The sequence below is a fragment of the Pseudomonas sp. MH9.3 genome, assembly GCF_034354675.1.
Taxonomy (GTDB): domain Bacteria; phylum Pseudomonadota; class Gammaproteobacteria; order Pseudomonadales; family Pseudomonadaceae; genus Aquipseudomonas.
In genome coordinates, this window is record NZ_CP133785.1 from 3,680,652 (window position 1) to 3,700,242 (window position 19,591).

The 19,591-nt window shown below is 57.4% G+C and carries 20 protein-coding genes; 1 reads left to right on the forward strand and 19 read right to left on the reverse strand.

Features of this window, described 5'->3' with window-relative positions:
• Positions 1-19: 19 nt before the first annotated feature.
• The 19 genes from glmU to rpmH form a co-directional block, all read right to left on the reverse strand.
• A complete protein-coding gene (gene glmU, locus RHM60_RS16365) occupies positions 20-1,387 on the reverse strand; it encodes a bifunctional UDP-N-acetylglucosamine diphosphorylase/glucosamine-1-phosphate N-acetyltransferase GlmU (RefSeq protein WP_322212222.1) in 1,368 nt (455 codons plus the stop codon).
• Positions 1,388-1,509: 122 nt separating this feature from the next.
• Complete coding sequence (locus tag RHM60_RS16370) at positions 1,510-1,926, reverse strand: F0F1 ATP synthase subunit epsilon (protein ID WP_003233562.1); 417 nt, start codon at positions 1,924-1,926, stop codon at positions 1,510-1,512.
• Positions 1,927-1,970: 44 nt separating this feature from the next.
• Positions 1,971-3,347: a F0F1 ATP synthase subunit beta gene (gene atpD / locus RHM60_RS16375; RefSeq protein WP_003233564.1), complete on the reverse strand. Its 1,377-nt coding sequence runs from the start codon at positions 3,345-3,347 to the stop codon at positions 1,971-1,973.
• A 27-nt stretch (positions 3,348-3,374) separates the two neighbouring features.
• Entirely contained in the window at positions 3,375-4,235 is an 861-nt protein-coding gene (gene atpG, locus RHM60_RS16380) for a F0F1 ATP synthase subunit gamma (protein WP_003233565.1), read from the reverse strand.
• Positions 4,236-4,285: 50 nt separating this feature from the next.
• On the reverse strand, positions 4,286-5,830 hold the full coding sequence (gene atpA / locus RHM60_RS16385) for a F0F1 ATP synthase subunit alpha (RefSeq protein WP_003233567.1): 1,545 nt from the start codon (positions 5,828-5,830) through the stop codon (positions 4,286-4,288).
• 21 nt (positions 5,831-5,851) lie between these two features.
• Entirely contained in the window at positions 5,852-6,388 is a 537-nt protein-coding gene (locus tag RHM60_RS16390; protein ID WP_003233569.1) for a F0F1 ATP synthase subunit delta, read from the reverse strand.
• Between the two features lie 12 nt (positions 6,389-6,400).
• Entirely contained in the window at positions 6,401-6,871 is a 471-nt protein-coding gene (locus RHM60_RS16395; RefSeq protein WP_003177066.1) for a F0F1 ATP synthase subunit B, read from the reverse strand.
• Between the two features lie 56 nt (positions 6,872-6,927).
• Complete coding sequence (gene atpE / locus RHM60_RS16400) at positions 6,928-7,185, reverse strand: F0F1 ATP synthase subunit C (RefSeq protein ID WP_002555987.1); 258 nt, start codon at positions 7,183-7,185, stop codon at positions 6,928-6,930.
• A gap of 133 nt (positions 7,186-7,318) precedes the next feature.
• Entirely contained in the window at positions 7,319-8,188 is an 870-nt protein-coding gene (atpB, locus tag RHM60_RS16405; RefSeq protein WP_057006244.1) for a F0F1 ATP synthase subunit A, read from the reverse strand.
• Between the two features lie 16 nt (positions 8,189-8,204).
• Positions 8,205-8,612, reverse strand: coding sequence for a F0F1 ATP synthase subunit I (locus RHM60_RS16410; RefSeq protein WP_003177069.1), 408 nt, complete (start codon positions 8,610-8,612; stop codon positions 8,205-8,207).
• Between the two features lie 148 nt (positions 8,613-8,760).
• Entirely contained in the window at positions 8,761-9,633 is an 873-nt protein-coding gene (locus tag RHM60_RS16415) for a ParB/RepB/Spo0J family partition protein (RefSeq protein ID WP_057006243.1), read from the reverse strand.
• Positions 9,634-9,642: 9 nt separating this feature from the next.
• Complete coding sequence (locus tag RHM60_RS16420; RefSeq protein ID WP_209986665.1) at positions 9,643-10,440, reverse strand: ParA family protein; 798 nt, start codon at positions 10,438-10,440, stop codon at positions 9,643-9,645.
• A gap of 18 nt (positions 10,441-10,458) precedes the next feature.
• Positions 10,459-11,103 carry a 16S rRNA (guanine(527)-N(7))-methyltransferase RsmG gene (rsmG, locus tag RHM60_RS16425; RefSeq protein ID WP_209986667.1) on the reverse strand — a complete coding sequence of 215 codons (645 nt, stop codon included), beginning with the start codon at positions 11,101-11,103 and terminating at the stop codon, positions 10,459-10,461.
• A complete protein-coding gene (gene mnmG, locus RHM60_RS16430) occupies positions 11,100-12,992 on the reverse strand; it encodes a tRNA uridine-5-carboxymethylaminomethyl(34) synthesis enzyme MnmG (protein WP_209986669.1) in 1,893 nt (630 codons plus the stop codon). The genes rsmG and mnmG overlap by 4 nt, the downstream gene beginning before the upstream one ends.
• 549 nt (positions 12,993-13,541) lie before the next feature.
• Positions 13,542-14,912 (reverse strand): tRNA uridine-5-carboxymethylaminomethyl(34) synthesis GTPase MnmE, encoded by a 1,371-nt coding sequence (gene mnmE / locus RHM60_RS16435; RefSeq protein WP_322212223.1) that lies wholly within the window; start codon positions 14,910-14,912, stop codon positions 13,542-13,544.
• 79 nt (positions 14,913-14,991) lie between these two features.
• Positions 14,992-16,674: a membrane protein insertase YidC gene (gene yidC, locus RHM60_RS16440; protein WP_209986673.1), complete on the reverse strand. Its 1,683-nt coding sequence runs from the start codon at positions 16,672-16,674 to the stop codon at positions 14,992-14,994.
• A gap of 2 nt (positions 16,675-16,676) precedes the next feature.
• Positions 16,677-16,922 carry a membrane protein insertion efficiency factor YidD gene (gene yidD, locus RHM60_RS16445; RefSeq protein ID WP_192298133.1) on the reverse strand — a complete coding sequence of 82 codons (246 nt, stop codon included), beginning with the start codon at positions 16,920-16,922 and terminating at the stop codon, positions 16,677-16,679.
• The gene (gene rnpA, locus RHM60_RS16450; RefSeq protein ID WP_197675632.1) at positions 16,915-17,316 is read right to left on the reverse strand and encodes a ribonuclease P protein component; all 402 of its coding nucleotides are present in this window, start codon (positions 17,314-17,316) and stop codon (positions 16,915-16,917) included. Before rnpA ends, yidD begins: the two co-directional genes overlap by 8 nt.
• Before the next feature lie 16 nt (positions 17,317-17,332).
• Positions 17,333-17,467 (reverse strand): 50S ribosomal protein L34, encoded by a 135-nt coding sequence (gene rpmH, locus RHM60_RS16455; protein WP_003213577.1) that lies wholly within the window; start codon positions 17,465-17,467, stop codon positions 17,333-17,335.
• A gap of 585 nt (positions 17,468-18,052) precedes the next feature.
• Here rpmH and dnaA point away from each other — a divergent pair.
• On the forward strand, positions 18,053-19,573 hold the full coding sequence (gene dnaA / locus RHM60_RS16460) for a chromosomal replication initiator protein DnaA (RefSeq protein WP_209986676.1): 1,521 nt from the start codon (positions 18,053-18,055) through the stop codon (positions 19,571-19,573).
• The last annotated feature ends 18 nt before the right edge of the window (positions 19,574-19,591 follow it).

Genomic DNA, 19,591 nt, shown 5'->3' on the forward strand with positions numbered 1-19,591 from the left:
TGCTGACACTGTGGATAACTCAGGTCTTGGGGAGTTTGACCGGGCGTTTCCAGCCATCGATATTGCGTTGGCGGGCGCGGGCTACGGCCAGTTGGGACTTGTCCACATTCTGGTTGATGGTTGAGCCCGCCGCCGTGTTGGAACCGTCGTCAATGGTGACGGGTGCGACCAGCGAGTTATTGGAGCCGATGAATACGTCCTCACCAATCGTGGTCTGGTATTTGTTGGCTCCATCGTAATTGCAGGTGATGGTGCCGGCGCCGATATTGGTCCGTGCGCCGATAACGGCGTCGCCCAGGTAAGTCAGGTGACCGACCTTGGCACTTTCGCCAAGATGAGCGTTTTTCAACTCGACGAAGTTACCCACATGGGCCTGGGCGCCCAGTACGCTGCCAGGACGCAGACGCGCAAACGGGCCTGCATCGCTGCCCTCGCCCATCACGGCGCCTTCGATATGGCTGTTGGCCTTGACCACCACGCCCTTGCGCAGGGTGCTGTCCTTGATCACGCAATTGGGCCCAATTACCACGTCGTCTTCGATGACCACACGGCCTTCGAGGATCACGTTGATGTCGATCAGCACGTCGCGGCCGACGGTGACTTCACCGCGTACATCGAAACGGGCCGGGTCGCGCAGGGTGACGCCTTGAGCCATGAGGCGGCGGCCTTCGCGCAACTGATAGTGGCGCTCCAGCTCTGCCAATTGCTTGCGGTCGTTGGCGCCCTGCACTTCCATCGGGTCGTGGGGCTGCTCGGTGGCAACTACCAGGTTGTCGCTCACCGCCATCTCGATGACGTCGGTGAGGTAGTACTCGCCCTGGGCGTTGTTGTTGGACAGGCGGCTCATCCAGTCCGCCAGGCGATTGGCCGGCACGGCCATGATTCCGGTATTGCCTTCGGTGATGGCGCGCTGGGCTTCGCTGGCGTCCTTGTGTTCAACGATGGCGGCGACCTTGCCGTCAGCGTTGCGCACGATGCGTCCGTAGCCGGTGGGGTCGTCCAGCTCAACGGTAAGCAGGCCCATCTGGCCAGGCACTACGTGCTTGAGCAGGCGTTGCAGGGTTTCGACTTCTATCAGCGGCACATCGCCGTAGAGGATCAGCACAGTGTCGGCGGTGATGAACGGCACTGCCTGGGCAGTGGCGTGGCCGGTGCCGAGTTGTTTGTCTTGCAACACGAAATTGAGGTCATCCGCCGCCAGGCGCTCGCGCACAGCATCGGCACCGTGGCCGATCACTACATGGATGCGTTGCGGGTCCAACTGCCGGGCACTGTGGATAACATGGCCGAGCATGGAGTTGCCCGCGACCGGATGCAGCACCTTGGGCAGGGCCGAACGCATGCGTGTGCCCTGGCCTGCGGCGAGAATGACGATTTCAAGAGACATGAATGGCTACCAATCCTGGGCGGTCCGGGTTCAGACCAGAGAAGTGTTTTGCAAAAAAAGAAAAAGGGTAGCCGAGGCTACCCTTTTTAATCAATCGCGCATAAGCATTACGGCGTGGCCGCTTACTTCCTGCGGATCTGCTGGAGCGTCCGCAGCTGGGCTGCGGCTTCGGCCAGACGGACTGCAGCAGCGCTGTAGTCGAAGTCTGCGCCTTTTTCGTTCAGCGCCTTCTCGGCAGCCTTGACGGCTTCCTGAGCGGAGGCTTCATCCAGGTCGCCAGCACGTTGCACAGTGTCGGCAAGTACTTTGACCATGTTCGGCTGAACCTCGAGGAAACCACCCGAGATGTAAAACACCTCACGTTCCCCGCCTTGCTTGGTCAGTGTGATCGGACCTGGCTTCAAGCTGGTGATCAACGGCGCGTGGCCCATGGCAATACCCAGGTCACCGAGTTCGCCGTGTGCAATCACCATTTCTACCAGACCGGAGAAGATTTCCCCTTCCGCGCTGACGATATCGCAATGGACTGTCATAGCCATCTGATTGCCTCAACCTGATGAGCGCCCGTCGCCGGGCGCCAGGATTACAGTTTCTTGGCTTTCTCGATCGCTTCTTCGATGCCGCCGACCATGTAGAACGCTTGTTCTGGCAGGTGGTCGTAGTCACCGTTGAGGATGCCTTTGAAGCCAGCAATGGTGTCTTTCAGGGAAACGTATTTACCCGAGGCACCGGTGAAGACTTCAGCCACGAAGAACGGCTGCGACAAGAAACGCTGGATCTTACGAGCACGGTTTACCAACTGCTTGTCGGTTTCCGACAGCTCGTCCATACCCAGGATCGCAATGATGTCCTTCAGTTCCTTGTAACGCTGCAGCACGTACTGAACGCCGCGAGCGGTGTCGTAGTGCTCCTGGCCGATCACGTTCGGATCCAGCTGGCGCGAAGTCGAGTCGAGTGGATCGACCGCCGGGTAGATACCCAGGGAAGCGATGTCACGGGACAGAACGACGGTGGCGTCCAAGTGGGCGAAGGTGGTGGCAGGCGACGGGTCGGTCAAGTCATCCGCAGGTACGTATACCGCCTGGATCGAGGTGATCGAACCTTCCTTGGTCGAAGTGATACGTTCCTGCAGAACGCCCATCTCTTCAGCCAGGGTCGGCTGGTAACCTACTGCCGAAGGCATACGGCCCAGCAGTGCGGACACTTCGGTACCGGCCAGGGTGTAACGGTAGATGTTGTCGACGAACAGCAGAACGTCGTTACCTTCGTCACGGAACTTCTCGGCCATGGTCAGGCCAGTCAGGGCTACGCGCAGACGGTTACCCGGCGGCTCGTTCATCTGACCGTAAACCAGTGCCACTTTGTCCAGAACGTTGGAGTCCTTCATCTCGTGGTAGAAGTCGTTACCCTCACGGGTACGCTCACCCACACCGGCGAACACGGAATAACCGCTGTGCTCGATGGCAATGTTACGGATCAGTTCCATCATGTTGACGGTCTTGCCTACACCGGCACCACCGAACAGACCGACTTTACCGCCCTTGGCGAACGGGCAAACCAGGTCGATAACCTTGATGCCGGTTTCCAGCAGGTCGTTGCCGCCCGCTTGTTCGGCGAACGAAGGTGCTGGACGGTGAATGCCCCAGCGCTCTTCGGTGTCGATCGGACCAGCTTCGTCGATTGGGTTACCCAATACGTCCATGATCCGGCCCAGGGTCGCTTTACCGACCGGTACGGAGATGGCTGCGCCAGAGTCGATAACGTCCAGACCGCGCTTCAAGCCTTCGGTGGAACCCATCGCAATGGTACGAACCACGCCGTCGCCCAGCTGCTGCTGAACTTCCAGGGTGGTTTCCGCGCCTTGTACTTTCAGCGCGTTGTAGATGCTCGGTACGCTGTCGCGTGGGAATTCCACGTCGATAACGGCGCCGATGATTTGAACGATACGTCCGCTACTCATAGCTGGATCCTCTGAATATTTGAACCGTTAAACCGCGGCAGCGCCGCCGACGATTTCCGAGATCTCTTGGGTGATCGCAGCCTGACGCGCCTTGTTGTAGATCAGCTGCAAATCGCTGATCAGATCACCGGCGTTATCGGTAGCGTTTTTCATCGCGATCATCCGCGCCGCTTGTTCAGCTGCGTTGTTCTCGACCACCGCCTGGTACACCTGCGACTCCACGTAGCGCACCATCAAGCCGTCAAGCAGCTCTTTGGCGTCCGGTTCGTAGAGGTAGTCCCAGTGGTGCTTGAGTTCCTGATCCGGAGTCGCCACCAGTGGAATCAATTGCTCCACGGTCGGCTGCTGGGTCATGGTGTTGATGAACTTGTTGGATACCACGGAGAGGCGGTCAATCCGGCCTTCCAGGTATGCATCGAGCATCACCTTCACACTGCCGATCAAATCGTTGATCGACGGCTCTTCACCCAGGTGGCTGATAGCTGCAACGACGTTACCGCCGAAGTTGCGGAAAAAGGCCGCACCCTTGCTACCCACCACACACAGATCGATCTCGACGCCGTTTTCGCGGTTTACCGCCATGTCCTTGACCAGGGCCTTGAACAGGTTGGTATTCAGACCACCGCACAAACCACGGTCACTGCTCACTACCACATAACCCACACGCTTTACGGCGCGGTCGATCATGAACGGGTGGCGGTATTCCGGGTTGGCGTTGGCCAGATGCCCAATTACCTGGCGGATACGCTCCGCATAAGGACGGCTGGCAGCCATGCGCATTTGTGCCTTGCGCATTTTGCTCACCGCCACTTTTTCCATGGCGCTGGTAATCTTTTGCGTGCTTTTGATGCTCGCAATCTTACTGCGAATCTCTTTTGCGCCTGCCATGTAACACCTATCAGGTTAGCAAGCGGGAACCTTGCGGCTCCCGCTGCGGCTTACCAGGTTTGGGTGGCCTTGAACTTCTCGATACCGGCTTTCATGCCAGCGTCGATATCGTCATTGAAGTCACCCTTCACGTTGATCTTCGCCATCAATTCGGCGTGATCGCGGTTGAAGTAAGCAATCAGCGCTTGTTCAAAGCTGCCGACCTTGGCGATTTCAACGTCGGTCAGGAACCCACGCTCAGCGGCATACAGCGACAACGCCATGTCAGCGATCGACATAGGGGCGTATTGCTTCTGCTTCATCAGCTCGGTAACGCGCTGACCATGCTCAAGTTGCTTACGGGTCGCTTCGTCCAGGTCAGACGCGAACTGGGCGAATGCCGCCAGTTCACGGTACTGAGCCAGAGCGGTACGGATACCACCGGAGAGCTTCTTGATGATCTTGGTCTGAGCGGCACCACCCACACGGGATACCGAAACACCGGCGTTCACAGCAGGACGGATCCCGGAGTTGAACATGGCCGATTCCAGGAAGATCTGACCGTCGGTGATGGAAATCACGTTGGTCGGAACGAACGCGGAAACGTCGCCAGCCTGGGTTTCGATGATCGGCAGTGCGGTCAGGGAACCGGTTTTGCCGGTCACTGCGCCGTTGGTGAACTTCTCTACGTACTCTTCGGAAACGCGGGATGCGCGCTCCAGCAGACGGGAGTGGAGATAGAACACGTCGCCTGGGTAAGCTTCACGGCCGGGTGGACGGCGCAGCAGCAGGGAAATCTGGCGGTAAGCCACTGCTTGCTTGGACAGATCGTCATAAACGATCAGTGCGTCTTCACCGCGGTCGCGGAAGAATTCACCCATGGTGCAACCGGAGTACGGTGCCAGGAATTGCAGCGCAGGAGATTCCGAAGCACTGGCAGCCACGATGATCGTGTTGGCCAGGGCGCCGTTTTCTTCCAGCTTGCGAACCACGTTGGCGATGGTCGATTGCTTCTGACCGATGGCTACGTAGACGCAGAAAATGCCGCTGTTCTTCTGGTTGATGATCGCGTCGATCGCCAGAGCGGTTTTACCGATCTGACGGTCACCGATGATCAGCTCACGCTGGCCACGGCCGACCGGGATCATGGCATCGACAGCCTTGTAGCCAGTCTGTACAGGCTGGTCTACCGACTTACGCCAGATCACGCCTGGAGCAACTTTCTCGACCGCGTCGGTCAAGGTGTTGCCCAGTGGACCTTTGCCGTCAACAGGGTTACCCAGTGCGTCGACTACGCGACCCAGCAGTTCCTTACCAACCGGAACTTCGAGGATGCGGCCTGTGCACTTGGCGCTCATGCCTTCGGCCAGACTGGTGTACGCGCCCAATACAACGGCACCTACGGAGTCTTGCTCCAGGTTGAGGGCCATACCGTAGACGCCGCCCGGAAACTCGATCATCTCGCCGTACATGACGTCGGCCAGACCGTGAATCCGCACGATGCCGTCAGATACGCTGACGACAGTGCCTTCGTTACGGGCTTGGGAGGTCACATCGAGCTTGTCGATGCGGCCCTTGATAATTTCACTTATTTCGGAAGGATTGAGTTGCTGCATTGCTCTGCTGCCCCTTCAAACTCAAGATTTCAATGCTTCGGCAAGGCTCGCGAGTTTGCCGCGAACCGAGCCATCGATAACCAGGTCGCCGGCGCGAATGACAATGCCCCCAATGAGGGACCTGTCTTCCGCAACTTGCAGGCGCACTTCCCGGTCGAGTCGTGCACTGAGAACCTTGGCGAGTTTGTCTTGCTGTTCTTGGTTCAATGCGAAAGCACTGGTGACTTCAACGTCTACCGACTTCTCTTGTTCGGCCTTGTACAGGTCGAACAGAGCGGCAATCTCCGGCAGAAGCGGGAGACGGTCGTTTTCGGCAACGACGTTGATGAAGTTCTGCACTTTCACATCAAACTTGTCGCCGCACACTTCAATAAAAGTGGCGGCCTTGTCTGCGCTCGTCAGGCGCGGGGCCTTGAGCACGCGCTGCATGGTGTCATCTTGCGACACTGCTGCAGCCAGGCCGAGCATGGCTGACCAAGAGGCCAGTTGCTGGTGGGCCTGGGCGTGCTCGAAGGCTGCCTTAGCGTAAGGTCGAGCCAACGTGGTCAGTTCTGCCATGATCGCCCTCGCTTAAATTTCAGCAGCCAGTTTGTTAACCAGCTCCGCGTGCGCGTTTTGATCGATTGTGGCACCGAGGATCTTCTCCGCACCGCCGACCGCCAGAGCACCCAGTTGGGCACGCAGCGCGTCTTTGACGCCGTTCAGTTCCTGTTCGATCTCGGCATGAGCCGAAGCCTTCACACGGTCAGCTTCGACGCGGGCTTTTTCAACAGCCTCTTCGACGATCTGGTTACCGCGCTTCTTGGCTTGCTCAATGATTTCAGCTGCCTGTGCTTTAGCTTCGCGCAGTTGATGACCCACTTTCTCTTGGGCCAACTCCAGGTCGCGAGCTGCACGGCTGGCAGCGTCCAAACCATCCGCGATCTTCTTCTGACGTTCGTGCAAAGCCGCGATGACCGGAGGCCACACGAACTTCATGCAAAACACTACAAAAATGAAGAACGCAACGGATTGGCCAATCAGGGTTGCATTAATGTTCACGCCAACACCTCGCTCATTCGTTGTCCATCACTCCAATCACTCGAAAAGTCGAGTGATCAGCCAGCGAGTTGACCAACGAAGGGGTTCGCGAAGGTGAAGAACAGAGCGATACCAACGCCGATCATGGTCACGGCGTCGAGCAGGCCGGCGACGATGAACATTTTAACTTGCAGCATTGGGACCATTTCTGGCTGACGCGCTGCGCCTTCCAGGAATTTGCCGCCCAGCAGGCCGAAACCAATGGCAGTACCCAGGGCGCCCAGGCCGATCAACAGTGCAACAGCGATAGCGGTTAGACCAACTACAGTTTCCATCTTTCCTCCCGACTTTTACGTCGTATGGTTTAGGTTTTTTAGATTTTAAAGCGGTAAAACAAATCGTTTCATAGCCCCTGGGGGCCACCTTCCCGTTTAACCGGGAAGGACATCAGACTGGCCGAGGCTGGTCTTAATGGTTCTCTTCGTGCGCCATCGACAGATAGACGATGGTCAGCATCATGAAGATAAACGCCTGCAGGGTAATGATCAGGATGTGGAACACAGCCCACGCCCACTGCAGAACAACGCCCAGGCCGCTAAGCCAGAGCAGACCACTGCCGAACATCACAGCGATCAGAATGAACACCAGCTCGCCGGCATACATGTTGCCGAACAGTCGCAGCGCCAGGGAAATCGGCTTGGCGATCAGGGTGACGAATTCCAGCAGGAAGTTCACCGGGATCAGCAGGGCTTGAACGAAGATGTTCTTGCTGCCGAACGGGTGCAGGGTCAGCTCGCCGATGAAGCCGCCGATGCCCTTGACCTTGATGCTGTAGAAAATGATCAACGCGAACACCGACAGGGCCATGCCCAGGGTAGCGTTCGGGTCTGTGGTGGAAACGGCGCGGAATGGAATGTGCGCATCACCGGTGATCAGGATGGCCAACTGAGGAATCCAGTCGACCGGGATCAGGTCGATGGCGTTCATCAGGAACACCCACACGAAGATGGTCAGCGCCAACGGTGCAATCACCGGGCTACGGCCATGGAAGCTGTCTTTCACGCTGCCATCGACGAACTGGACCAATACTTCAACGAAGTTCTGCAAGGCACCTGGCTGACCGGAAGTCGCCTTTTTTGCCGCCATGCGGAAAATCAGGACAAAGATCAGACCCAGTGCGACCGACCAGCCGAGCGTATCGACGTGGAAAGCCCAGAAACCCATCTCTTTGGCTTCTGCTGCGGTGTGGGCGAAGCCCCAGCCGCCGTTGGGAAGCTGACCGAAGGTCAGGTTCTGCAAGTGGTGCTGGATATAGCCCGAAGCGGTTGTTTCTGCCATGGTTGCCTCAAACGCCCTAAGGTTTCGAAAGTCTTGTTTTCATTAGCAGGGGAGCGAACCAGCTGACCAGTTGGGTCAACACGAAGACGCCGAATACAGCCAGCGGCGCCAATGGCTTCACACCTGCAAAGGTCAGTGCGAACAGCACTGCCGTCAAAATCAGTTTGCCCGCCTCGCCGGCATAAAAGGACCGGACGATAGCCTGGGCTGCTCGGGCGCCGGAAAACCGAAAGGCCCTGTGAGCAAAATACATATTGGGCAGCAAGGCTATCAGGCCTCCGCAAAGTCCTGAATACCCGGCTACGACTCCATGCCCATACCAAAGCGCCAATGCGGCGATCAGCAGGATGACAAATTGAGCCAATAAAACCGGAAAAACGGCCAAGCGATGGAACGGCAACGTGTTTGGCGTGCGGGTTTCCATCACTCTTGCTCCTCAATGGTCGGCTGCCGCAAATCAATAACTTGGCATAATTTGTGCCGACAAAATGCGCGCAGAGTATAGGGGCGGTTCTGCCCCTATTCAACTGCCGGGTAGTGATTTCCGATCACACGCTACATGAGTAAATGTTTCAGCGAATGTGGGCAAGGACGCCTTGAAGCTCATCGAGCGAGTTATATCCTATAACCAATTGCCCTTTGCCCTTCTTGCCATGTCGAATCTGTACCGCAGAGCCCAGGCGCTCGGCCAGGCGCTGCTCGAGCCGCGCGATATCCGGGTCGGCCTTCGGCGTCTCGACCGGTGCCGGTTTGCCGCTGAGCCATTGGCGAACCAGGGCTTCGGTCTGACGCACCGTCAGGCCTCGTGCGACAACGTGTCGCGCCCCTTCAACCTGTTGATTTTCCGGCAAACCGAGCAAGGCACGGGCATGACCCATTTCCAGGTCGCCGTGAGACAGCATGGTCTTGATCACTTCCGGCAGCGCAATCAGGCGCAACAGGTTGGACACGGTCACGCGGGATTTACCCACTGCCTCGGCCACTTGCTGCTGGGTCAGCTGGAACTCCTGCTGCAAACGCTGCAAGGCGATCGCTTCTTCGATCGGATTGAGGTCTTCACGCTGGATGTTCTCGATCAATGCCATGGCGATGGCGGTTTCATCCGGCACATCGCGCACCATCGCCGGGATGGTGTCCTTGCCGGCCTGCTGGCTGGCACGCCAGCGACGTTCGCCGGCGATGATTTCAAAGCGGCCGCCGCCAATCGGGCGCACCACGATCGGCTGCATCACACCCTGGGCCTTGATCGAGTTCGCCAGTTCTTCCAGCGCCTGCGGGTCCATGTCGCGCCGTGGCTGATATTTGCCGCGCTGGATCAGGTCCAAGGGCAGGTGCTGCAGCTCACGCTCGTCGGCCTGCACCGCTTGTTCTTCAAGCGAAGTGACGGTCGGACCACTCAGGAGTGCATCCAGTCCACGTCCGAGACCTCGTTTCTTGACGGCCATGGGGATTCCTTAAGTTGGCTGGGCAACAGCGGTGCGTGGGTTGCGGCGTTGACGGCGGACCATCTCGCCGGCCAGGGCCAGATAGGCAATGGCACCGCGCGATGATTTGTCATACGCCAGCGCCGGCATGCCGTAACTAGGGGCTTCGGCCAAGCGGATGTTACGCGGGATCACCGTGTCGTACAGCTGCTCGCCAAAGTGTTCCTTGAGCTGGGCCGACACATCGTTCATCAGGCTCAGGCGCGGGTCGAACATCGTGCGCAGCAGCCCTTCGATCTGCAGGTTCGGATTGAGCAACTCGGCGATACGCTTGATGTTATCCACAAGGTCGCTCAATCCTTCCAGCGCGTAGTACTCGCACTGCATGGGGATAATCACCCCGTCAGCCGCCACCAGCGCGTTGAGCGTGAGCATCGACAGCGACGGTGGGCAGTCGATCAGAATGTAATCGTAGTTCTCGCGAATCGGCGCCAGGGCGCTGCGCAGACGGCTTTCTTTCATCTGCATTTCCAGCAGCACCACTTCCGCTGCGGTCAAATCGCGGTTGGCCGGCAGCAGTTGATAACCGCCGTGCTCGGAATAGTGCATGGCCTGGGTCAAGTCACACTCGCCAATCAGCAAGTCGTAGACCGAGTTTTCCAGGCCGTGTTTATCCACACCGCTACCCATGGTGGCGTTGCCCTGTGGATCGAGATCGATCAACAGCACGCGGCGCTTAGTCGCGACCAGCGATGCTGCGAGGTTGATGCAGGTGGTGGTCTTACCCACGCCACCTTTCTGGTTCGCTATCGCGAATACCTTAGCCATTCTTGCTTGTGTTCCCAATCATGCCGTGCGGCGCAGTATCAGCAGATGGCGTTGGCCTTGGCAACCGGGTACGGCCAGGGCGTGTTCGCTATCGAGGTGGAAGTCCGCCGGCAATGCTAACAGCTCATCGCTTGGATGGACGCCCTTCATTGCCAGCCAGCGCGTATCGAGGTCGCCCAAATGGCGGGTCCAGTTGCTGAAGTTCTCCATGCTGCTGAATGCCCGGGAAACAATTCCGTTGAATGGCTGTTCAGGCGTGAAGGCTTCGACGCGGCTGTGGATAACCTGCAGGTTATCCAGCTTGAGTTCGAGTTTGACCTGGGTGAGGAAGCGGGTCTTCTTGCCATTGCTGTCCAGGCAGGTGACCTGCGACTCGGGAAACAGGATGGCCAGCGGAATGCCTGGCATACCGCCGCCACTGCCTACATCGAGCCAGCGCCCATTCTTGATGAATGGCATCACACTCAGACTGTCGAGCAAATGACGCGAGACCATTTCGTCAGGATCACGTACTGCCGTGAGGTTGTACGCCTTGTTCCATTTGATCAACAGGGCCAGGTAGCCCAGCAGCAAGTCGTGCTGGGCCGGGGTCAGGTCAACGCCCAACTGGCGAGCACCTGTGGATAACTCTTCGGCGTGTTGCGAGGTGACCAACGAACTCAAGCGCTTTGCTCCAACTGACGGCCCGCGCCGCGTTTTTTCAAATGAATCATCAACAGCGAAATGGCTGCCGGGGTGACACCGGGAATGCGTGACGCCTGGCCGAGGGTTTCCGGCCGAGTTATCCCCAGTTTGCCTTGAATTTCCTTGGACAGCCCGGAAATCCCGGTGTAGTCGATATCCACAGGCAGTCTGGTGTTCTCACTGGCGCGCAGACGAGCGATCTCGTCCTGCTGACGATCGATGTAACCGGCGTACTTGGTCTTGATCTCGACCTGCTCGGCAACCTGCGGATCTTCTGCGCCCTGGCCGGTCACTTCGACCAGGCCGGCATAGTCGATTTCCGGACGTGACAGCAGGTTGAGCAAGTTGTATTCGTGGGTCAAAGGCGTGCCGAATTTTTCGGCGATCGCATCGCCCTGCTCGGTACCCGGGCGAACCCAGGTGCTTTTCAGCCGTTGTTCTTCGAGCGCGATGCTTTCGCGTTTCTTGCAGAACGCGGCCCAACGCGCATCATCGACCAGGCCCAGCTCGCGGCCTTTCTCGGTCAGGCGCAGATCTGCGTTGTCTTCACGCAGGATCAGGCGGTATTCGGCCCGAGAAGTAAACATCCGGTACGGTTCCTGGGTGCCCAGGGTAATCAGGTCGTCAACCAGCACGCCGATATACGCCTCATCGCGACGCGGGCACCAGCTGTCTTTGCCCTGTGCACGCAGCGCAGCGTTGGTCCCTGCCAGCAAACCCTGGGCGCCGGCTTCTTCGTAACCGGTGGTGCCGTTGATTTGCCCGGCGAAAAACAGCCCGCCGATCACTTTGGTTTCCAGGCTGTATTTCAAATCGCGCGGGTCGAAGTAGTCGTACTCGATGGCGTAGCCGGGGCGCACGATGTGCGCGTTCTCCATGCCACGAATCGACTGCACGATCTGGATTTGCACATCGAACGGCAGGGAAGTGGAAATCCCGTTGGGGTACAGCTCGTGTGTGGTCAAGCCTTCGGGCTCGATGAAGACCTGGTGGCTTTCCTTGTCGGCAAAGCGGTGGATCTTGTCTTCGATCGACGGGCAATACCGCGGACCGATGCCTTCGATCACACCGGAGTACATCGGCGAGCGATCAAGGTTGGCTGCGATGATTTCGTGGGTGCGCGCATTGGTGTGAGTGATCCAGCAGCTCACCTGCTTGGGGTGCTGCTCCTTGGAGCCCATGAACGACATCACCGGAATCGGTGTATCGCCAGCCTGTTCGGTCATCACCGAGAAATCCACGGAGCGCCCGTCGATACGCGGCGGGGTTCCGGTTTTAAGGCGACCGACCCGCAGCGGCAATTCACGCAGGCGTTTTGCCAGGGCAATCGAGGGAGGATCACCCGCGCGTCCACCGGAATAGTTCTGCATACCGATGTGGATAAGTCCGCCGAGGAACGTCCCGGTGGTCAGCACCACGGACTCTGCGAAGAAACGCAGGCCCATTTGGGTGACAACCCCTTTCACCACGTCCTGCTCGACGATCAGGTCATCGGCGGCCTGTTGAAATATCCACAGGTTCGGCTGGTTTTCCAGGGTTTCACGTACTGCCGCTTTGTACAGGATGCGGTCAGCTTGTGCCCGGGTGGCACGCACGGCCGGGCCCTTGCGGCTGTTGAGCACGCGAAATTGAATACCACCCTTGTCGGTAGCCATGGCCATGACGCCACCCAGGGCATCGATTTCCTTGACCAGATGGCTTTTGCCAATCCCGCCAATGGCGGGGTTGCAACTCATGGCGCCGAGGGTTTCCACGTTGTGCGTGAGCAGCAGGGTTTTAACACCCATGCGTGCTGACGCCAGTGCTGCCTCGGTACCGGCATGACCGCCGCCGATGACGATCACTTCAAAACGGGAAGGGAAATCCACCACGCACCTCGTGCCTGCTTATGTAGGTAATCAGGAATTGTTGGTTGAAAGAGTTTTTGAGCTTGGCGGCAAGTATAGGGACTTAGCCTTCCCTAAAGAACCCTTTGCACAAAATTTAACCAGCTGTGGATGAATCACGGACAATAGAAATTAAAAGAGAGAAATTTATTAAATCTTTGTTTTTATGTTTATTTCTACTGAGCATGTTTTCTGTGGATAGATCTCTACAGCCCTTTATTCACGTTGTGTATAGCGATTCAAAAGTCTGTGGTCAGGTGCCAATGAGGCCCTTGGATAACTGCGCTAAGCCTGTGGATTAAACAGCTGGTTATCCACAGCCGCCCTTATACGCAGTTTTTGAGCCCTGTTATCAACTGGGCACAGGTAGGGTTATTCACAGGGCTTAATCCACAGAAAAGCAGCGCAAAGCGCAAATAGCGCCCACGAAAATGCCGTGCCTATCGATAGAAATTCAGGTTTTGAGGTGGAGTGCTCTGAAACGAGCGCAGCAGACAGGCACGAATGGCCTGTCTGGAGTCGGCGTAAGGTTTATTTACCGATGCAGAAGCTGGAGAAAATCCGTCCGAGTAAGTCATCGGAGCTGAACGCGCCGGTGATCTCACCCAACAGCTGCTGCGCTTGACGCAAATCCTCCGCCAATAGCTCACCGGCGCCCGCCAGGGTCAGCTGTGCCCGGCCGTGCTCCAACGCCGCGCTGGCATGGCGCAGCGCCTCCAGGTGCCTGCGGCGAGCGCTGAAGCTGCTTTCCGAGGTCTGTTCGTAGCCCATGCAGGCTTTGAGGTGGTCACGTAGCAGTTCCAGCCCCTCACCCGCTGATTTCGCACTCAGGCTGATCGTGACGTGGCCATCCTCGCTGGTCTCCATTGCGATGGCTTCGCCCGTGAGGTCTGCCTTGTTACGGATCAAGGTGACCTTGGCTGGGTCCGGCCGTTGTTCGAGGAACTCGGGCCACAAGGCAAAAGGATCCACAGCTTCCGGCGCCGTGGCGTCCACGACCAGCAGCACGCGGTCCGCTTCGCCGATTGCCTTGAGCGCCCGTTCCACGCCAATTTTTTCCACCTGGTCGTCGGTGTCGCGCAGCCCGGCGGTGTCAACCACGTGTAATGGCATGCCATCGATGTGGATATGTTCGCGCAGAATATCCCGCGTAGTGCCGGCAATCTCGGTAACGATGGCAGCTTCACGCCCTGCAAGTGCATTGAGCAGGCTCGACTTGCCGGCATTCGGACGCCCGGCAATTACCACCGTCATGCCATCGCGCAGCAAGGCGCCCTGCCCCGCTTCGCGCAGTACTGTGGATAACTCTTCACGAACCTTATCGAGCATCGCAAGAACATGGCCGTCGGCAAGGAAGTCGATTTCTTCTTCCGGGAAATCAATTGCTGCTTCAACGTAGATACGCAGGCTGATCAGTTGCTCAGTCAAGTTATGCACGCGCAGCGAGAAAGCACCCTGCAACGAGCGCAAAGCGTTCCGGGCAGCTTGTGCGGAACTTGCCTCGATCAGGTCGGCAATCGCTTCAGCCTGGGCCAAGTCTAGTTTGTCGTTGAGAAAGGCACGTTCGCTGAACTCGCCCGGGCGAGCCAGACGACAACCCAGCTGCAGGCAACGTTGCAACAGCATATCCAGTACCACCGGACCGCCGTGTCCCTGCAGCTCCAGGACATCTTCACCGGTGAATGAGTTGGGCCCCGGGAAATAGAGGGCAAGGCCTTCATCCAGCACGCTGTTGTCGGCGTCGAGGAACGGACCGTAATGGGCATAGCGTGGCTTCAGCTCGCGGCCGCTGATTGCCTGTGCCGCCCTGCCGGCGAGCGGCCCGGAAATTCGAACGATACCGACACCGCCGCGACCTTGAGCGGTCGCAACGGCAGCGATGGTTTCACGAGGTGCGCTCATCAGCAGGTTCCAGAACAAAAATGACGGAAAGCAAAACGCCCCACTAGGGGGCGTCTTGAGTGGTTACCCACAGAGTAAATTACGCTTCGGCTTTTTTGGTAGCCGCTTCGATTTTACGCGTGATGTACCACTGTTGAGAGATCGACAACACGTTGTTGACCACCCAGTACAGCACCAGACCAGCTGGGAACCAGAGGAAGAAGAAGGTGAAGATGATAGGCATCATTTTCATTACCTTCGCCTGCATCGGGTCCGGCGGAGTCGGGTTCAAGCGCTGCTGGATAAACATGGTCGCGCCCATGATGATCGGCAGGATAAAGAACGGGTCCTTGATCGACAGGTCAGTTATCCACAGCATGAACGGCGCCTGGCGCATTTCGACGCTTTCCAGGAGTACCCAATACAGCGACAGGAATACCGGCATCTGCACCAGAATCGGCAAGCATCCACCCAGCGGGTTGATCTTCTCTTTCTTGTACAGCTCCATCATGGCCTGCGACATTTTCTGCCGGTCATCACCATGTTGCTCTTTCAGAGCAGCCAGCTTCGGCGCCACGGCACGCATGCGCGCCATCGACTTGTAGCTGGCGGCCGACAGAGGGAAGAAAATCCCTTTGATCAGCATGGTCAGGAAGATGATCGAGAAGCCCCAGTTACCCACAATGCTGTGGATATGTTGCAGCAGCCAGAAGATCGGCTGAGCAATGAACCACAGAATGCCGTAGTCCACGGTCAGTTCCAGACCTGGGGACAACTCTTTGAGCACTGCCTGGCTTTTCGGACCGGCGTACAGGGTAGCGCTGGTTTCAGCCTTGGCACCTGGCGCCACGGTCAACGCCGGGCCGGTAAAACCAATGATGTAATTACCCTGGCTGTCCTTACGCGTCTGAACCAGATTGGCTTCAGCCTTGTTCGGAATCCAGGCGGTCACGAAGTAGTGTTGCAGCCAGGCTACCCAGCCACCCTGAACATTTTCTTTCAGTGCGCCCTTGTCGATATCTTTCATCGACACTTTTTTGTACGGCTCGCCACTTGTCCACAGGGCTGCGCCCAGGTAAGTCGCGGTGCCGGTGGCGGTGCTGGAAGAAGGATCGGAGCTGCCATCACGCTTGAGCTGGGCAAACAGGTTGCCGGTCCACGGTTTGGCACTTTCGTTGTCGATCAGGTAAGTGACCTTCAAGTCGTACAGGCCGCGGGTAAAGCTGAAGCGCTTGATGTAGTTGACGCCATCGAGGCTGAATTTCAGGTCGACATTCAACTGATTCTGGCCATCGGCCAGTTGATAACTCTTCTGTTCGGTCGAATAAACCGGACGACCGGTAGCACGTGCATCCGGACCATTGGTGCCGGTCAGGCCGCTTTGTGCCAGATACGTGCGCTCACCACCGTTATCGAACAGTTGGAACGGCACATCCGGATGGTCCTGGCGACGTGGATACAGCGGCAGTTTCAACTGCGCGATATCACCACCTTGTGGATCGATAGCCAGGTCAAGCACATCCGTTTTCACGTGGATGAGGTCTTTGTTGGTGACCACTGGCGTTTCAAGAGGTGCGGCAGTCTCGCCATTCGCGCTGGGAACATCGGCACTCGCGGACGCATTGTTACCCAGCGGGGTGTCCGGAATAGCCGGCGCAGCCTGATTGGTAGCAACATTCTGAGTCGGCAGGGCAGCCTGGCCATAGTCCTGGTTCCACTTAAGGACCATGACGTAGGACACGATTGCCAGGGCGACGATCAGGATCGTGCGTTTAATATCCATGATTACTCGGCCATCGAAGAAGAACGGGAGGTAGGGATAGGTGGAACCGGGTCATAACCACCGGCATTCCACGGATGACAGCGACCTAAACGACGAAAGGTCAGCCAGCCACCGCGCAGAAGACCATGATTTTCTATGGCCTCTAACGCGTAGCAGGAACAGCTGGGGTAGAAACGACAGTGGTTGGCCATCAGAGGACTAATGGCATAGCGGTAAAACTGGATCGGAACGATGGCCAGTTTACGCATCAAGGCTGTCTACCCCTACAGTTTCGACGACTGCTGGTGCTGGTTTGTGGGTACGCGCCAGACGCTTCCATAGCTTGCCGAAATGCTGAATCAATTCGGGGTTTTCTACATCCCCCAAGCCTTTGCGCGCGACGATAACAATATCCCAACCAACCAGAGTGTCCTGGTGGAGGCGAAACGATTCGCGCATCAGACGCTTGAGGCGATTGCGCTCAACGGAGAGCTTTACGCTCTTCTTGCCGATCACCAACCCGAGACGTGGGTGATCAAGATCGTTGTTACGCGCAAGGAGCAGGAGATTTTTCCCCGGAACCTTGCCGGTGGGGGAGTCAAAGACTGCCTTGAAGTGCCGGGGGGTAAGCAGACGCTTTTCCCGACTGAAGTCCTGACTCACCACCAGTACCGGATTATCAAACTGCCAGACGCGCACGACCTTTGGCGCGGCGACGCGACAGGACAGCACGGCCGTTCTTGGTAGCCATGCGAGCACGGAAACCGTGAGTGCGGGCGCGTTTGATGGTGCTTGGTTGGAAAGTACGTTTCATGGCGTTGTTACCTGGTTCGTCCACAACGGGCCGGAATGGCCCCCGTTTTAAGAGACCGGCGATTCTAGAGAAAGCAAGGCTCTAGGTCAATTTCCAACCAGCTTTTCCTTTAATTAGATCTCGCCAGCCCGTTTGGGCTTTTCCGTGTGAGTGGCGTCGACGAGCAGTGGCATAGATATAAATATAAAGAAGGAAGTTATTTAAAGCTTTTCTGTAAAGCTTATAAAAGCTAGGCCAGCGTCTATCTGTGGATAACTGCCCCAAGCCCATATTTCACGTGATGTACAGAGGATGACAACTACAGGGGAAAACGGTGTCCTTCCTGTGCTGCGCTGTCGGATAAGCTGTGGGTGGAAGACGGTTTTATCCACAGGCCAGTTACTCACAGACTTTCACCCCCACTTGTACAACGGGCTCAGGGGCGCTTATCCACAGAGCTTATGCACAGACCATCTGTCTTCTTTTTTACAGATAAGGCGTTGATTTTGGGTTGTCTGTGAGCAACCTACATGTGGATAAGTGGGCGGCTGGCCGCTACAATGGCGGCTGTTTTTGCCTCACCGGCTTTCAACTTAGGGGATATCCGTGTCAGTGGAACTTTGGCAGCAGTGCGTAGAGCTTTTGCGCGAAGAGCTGCCTGCCCAGCAATTCAACACCTGGATCCGTCCACTACAGGTCGAAGCCGAAGGCGACGAGTTGCGTGTCTATGCGCCTAATCGTTTTGTTCTCGACTGGGTCAACGAAAAGTACCTGGGCCGTGTGCTCGAGTTGCTCGACGAACACGGCAACGGTATCGCGCCCGTGCTCTCCTTATTGATAGGCAGCAAACGCAGCTCTGTACCTCGTGCTGCACCGAATGCTCCGCTCGCGGCGAGTGCCTCGCAGGCTCAGGCCGCTGCGGCCCCTGTTAATAACTTGGCGGCACCGGTTGCGCAGGCGGCTTCAAAACCCGCGTCGCAGAAAAACGCGCCCATAAATGAAGAGCCGTCTCGCGACAGCTTTGACCCGATGGCTGGCGCCGCTTCCCAGCAAGCGCCGGTACGTGCCGAACAGCGCACGGTGCAGGTCGAAGGTGCGCTCAAGCACACCAGCTACCTCAACCGTACCTTCACCTTCGAGAACTTCGTTGAAGGCAAGTCCAACCAGTTGGCGCGCGCGGCCGCCTGGCAGGTCGCGGATAATCCCAAGCACGGCTATAACCCGCTTTTTCTGTATGGCGGGGTTGGCTTGGGTAAGACCCACTTGATGCATGCAGTCGGCAACCATCTGTTAAAGAAGAACCCGAATGCCAAGGTTGTATACCTGCACTCGGAGCGCTTCGTGGCCGACATGGTCAAGGCTTTGCAGCTCAATGCAATCAACGAGTTCAAGCGCTTCTATCGCTCCGTTGACGCTTTGCTGATCGATGACATTCAATTCTTTGCGCGCAAGGAACGTTCACAGGAAGAGTTTTTCCATACCTTCAACGCCCTGCTCGAAGGCGGTCAGCAGGTCATCCTGACCAGCGACCGTTATCCGAAGGAGATCGAAGGTCTGGAAGAACGCTTGAAGTCGCGATTCGGCTGGGGCCTGACCGTTGCAGTTGAGCCGCCGGAGCTGGAAACCCGTGTGGCGATCCTGATGAAAAAGGCCGATCAGGCAAAAGTTGATCTGCCCCACGATGCGGCCTTCTTCATCGCCCAGCGTATCCGCTCCAACGTGCGTGAACTCGAAGGCGCGCTCAAGCGGGTCATCGCGCACTCGCACTTCATGGGCCGCGATATCACCATCGAGCTGATCCGCGAGTCCCTGAAAGACCTGTTGGCATTGCAGGACAAACTGGTGAGTGTGGATAACATTCAGCGCACTGTGGCCGAGTACTACAAGATCAAGATTTCCGACCTGCTGTCCAAGCGCCGTTCGCGCTCTGTGGCGCGCCCGCGTCAGGTGGCCATGGCCCTCTCCAAGGAGTTGACCAACCACAGCCTGCCGGAAATCGGTGATGTGTTTGGCGGTCGCGACCACACGACCGTCCTGCACGCCTGCCGAAAGATCAATGAACTTAAGGAATCCGACGCGGATATTCGCGAGGACTACAAGAACCTGCTGCGTACGCTCACGACGTGATGTCACCAGCGCAGCTTA

Excerpts from the sequence above, each read along its gene's own strand:
- glmU (WP_322212222.1), bottom strand. The coding sequence starts at position 1,387 with ATGTCTCTTGAAATCGTCATTCTCGCCGCAGGCCAGGGCACACGCATG.
- RHM60_RS16370 (WP_003233562.1), bottom strand. The coding sequence starts at position 1,926 with ATGGCTATGACAGTCCATTGCGATATCGTCAGCGCGGAAGGGGAAATC.
- atpD (WP_003233564.1), bottom strand. The coding sequence starts at position 3,347 with ATGAGTAGCGGACGTATCGTTCAAATCATCGGCGCCGTTATCGACGTG.
- atpG (WP_003233565.1), bottom strand. The coding sequence starts at position 4,235 with ATGGCAGGCGCAAAAGAGATTCGCAGTAAGATTGCGAGCATCAAAAGC.
- atpA (WP_003233567.1), bottom strand. The coding sequence starts at position 5,830 with ATGCAGCAACTCAATCCTTCCGAAATAAGTGAAATTATCAAGGGCCGC.
- RHM60_RS16390 (WP_003233569.1), bottom strand. The coding sequence starts at position 6,388 with ATGGCAGAACTGACCACGTTGGCTCGACCTTACGCTAAGGCAGCCTTC.
- atpE (WP_002555987.1), bottom strand. The coding sequence starts at position 7,185 with ATGGAAACTGTAGTTGGTCTAACCGCTATCGCTGTTGCACTGTTGATC.
- atpB (WP_057006244.1), bottom strand. The coding sequence starts at position 8,188 with ATGGCAGAAACAACCGCTTCGGGCTATATCCAGCACCACTTGCAGAAC.
- RHM60_RS16410 (WP_003177069.1), bottom strand. The coding sequence starts at position 8,612 with ATGGAAACCCGCACGCCAAACACGTTGCCGTTCCATCGCTTGGCCGTT.
- RHM60_RS16415 (WP_057006243.1), bottom strand. The coding sequence starts at position 9,633 with ATGGCCGTCAAGAAACGAGGTCTCGGACGTGGACTGGATGCACTCCTG.
- RHM60_RS16420 (WP_209986665.1), bottom strand. The coding sequence starts at position 10,440 with ATGGCTAAGGTATTCGCGATAGCGAACCAGAAAGGTGGCGTGGGTAAG.
- mnmE (WP_322212223.1), bottom strand. The coding sequence starts at position 14,912 with ATGAGCGCACCTCGTGAAACCATCGCTGCCGTTGCGACCGCTCAAGGT.
- yidC (WP_209986673.1), bottom strand. The coding sequence starts at position 16,674 with ATGGATATTAAACGCACGATCCTGATCGTCGCCCTGGCAATCGTGTCC.
- yidD (WP_192298133.1), bottom strand. The coding sequence starts at position 16,922 with ATGCGTAAACTGGCCATCGTTCCGATCCAGTTTTACCGCTATGCCATT.
- rpmH (WP_003213577.1), bottom strand. The coding sequence starts at position 17,467 with ATGAAACGTACTTTCCAACCAAGCACCATCAAACGCGCCCGCACTCAC.